The following is a 1,530-nucleotide window of genomic DNA, read 5'->3' as shown; positions in this document are numbered from 1 at the left end:
TAGCGCGCCAGCCGGTCCGACTTCTCGTCCAGCTCGCGATAGCTCAGCTGCTGCGATCCGCTGACCAGCGCGATCGCCTCCGGTGTCCGCTGCGCCTGCGCGGCGAATTGCAGGGCGACGCCGCTGTCCTGCCGCGGCAGCGGCGGCGGTGCACTCCAGGCGAGCATCTGCTGCTGTTGTGCTGCATCGAGCAGATCGATGTCGCGCAGATCCTGCGCGATTGCCGCCGGCAGCTGCTGCAATACCTGGCCCAGCTGCGCCACCAGCCGCGCCACGGTGGCCTGGGCAAAGCGCTCGGCGCGATAGACGAAGCGCACGCGCAGGCTGCGGCCCAGATGCGCGTTCAGGTCCAGCGTATAGCTGCTGATTTCATTGTTGCTGGCGCGCTCGATCTCCAGCCGCGACGCCGCCGGCATGGCTGCCGCATCGGTCATCGCATCCAGCGGATAGTTGGCAAAACCGAGCAAGGTATCGAACAGCGGCGTGCCGGGGCGCACGCGCGACTGGCGCTGGATTTCCGACAGCGCCAGATAGCCGTAGTCGCTGCTGCGCTGGAACTCGTGCTGCAGCGCGCTCAGCGAAGCCGCAATGCTGCGCTCGCGCCCGAACGACACCTTGACCGGCACGGTGTTGATGAACAGGCCGACCATGTCCTCGATGCCCGGTACTTCGGCCGGGCGTCCGGCAATGGTCGCGCCGAACACCACGTCCGTCTCACCGCTGTAGCGGTGCAGCAGATATGCCCAGGCCCACTGCAGCAGGGTATTCACCGTGCTGCGCTGGGCCTGCGCGGCGTTCTGCAGGGCTTCGGTCTGCGCTGGGCTCAATTCGAGGAATTGTTCGCGATAGCCGCTGCCCCCATCGGTAGGCAGGCGGTCGATGCCGAGCTGGCTGGGCGCGTCGATGTCGCCGAGCAGTGCCTGCCAATGCGCCCGGGCCACGTCCCGGTCCTGCCGCTGCAGCCAGGCGATGTGCTGCTCGTAGGGCTGCGGCGTCTTCAGTGACGCCGGCCGGCCCTGCAACTGCGACTGGTACAGCGCCACGACATCGCGATAGACCAGCGGACTGCTCCAGCCGTCCGACAGGATGTGATGCACGGTCCAGAGCAGCTGATAGCGCTGGCCGCCCAGACGGAACAGGGCGACGCGCATCAGCGGCGGCGCCGCGAAGTCGAAGGCGGTCGCCTTGTCCTGCGCGCGATAGGCGTCGAAGCGGCGTTCCTGCTCGTCGGCGGCCAGTCCGCTCCAGTCCTCTTCGTGCCAGGGCAGCGTCGCCTGCGCCGACACCAGCTGGTGCAGGCCCTCGCCTTCGCCGACGAACGCCGTGCGGAAAATATCGTGGCGCTCGACCACCTGCTGCCAGGCCCGGCGGAATGCCGCAGCATCCAGCTCGCCGCGCAAAATGGGAAATGTTTGCACAATATAACTGGATACATCGAGCAGGCTTTCGAACAGCAGGCCGGCCTGCATCGGCGTGGCCGGATACAGCCGCGTCATGGCGGGATAGCGCGCCTGCCATTCGTCCAGCTGC

General features: G+C 67.4%; 1 protein-coding gene. It reads right to left on the bottom strand.

All coding sequences use genetic code 11. The features are described 5' to 3' along the window. Window positions 1–1,530: condensation domain-containing protein (locus DFR29_RS28795; RefSeq protein WP_208113776.1), on the bottom strand; the 1,530-nt coding region annotated here is incomplete at both ends.

This window comes from Tahibacter aquaticus (assembly GCF_004363655.1).
Classification (GTDB): domain Bacteria; phylum Pseudomonadota; class Gammaproteobacteria; order Xanthomonadales; family Rhodanobacteraceae; genus Tahibacter; species Tahibacter aquaticus.
Note: the sequence above shows the minus strand (reverse complement) of the source record. Positions and strands in the feature narration are given on the sequence as shown.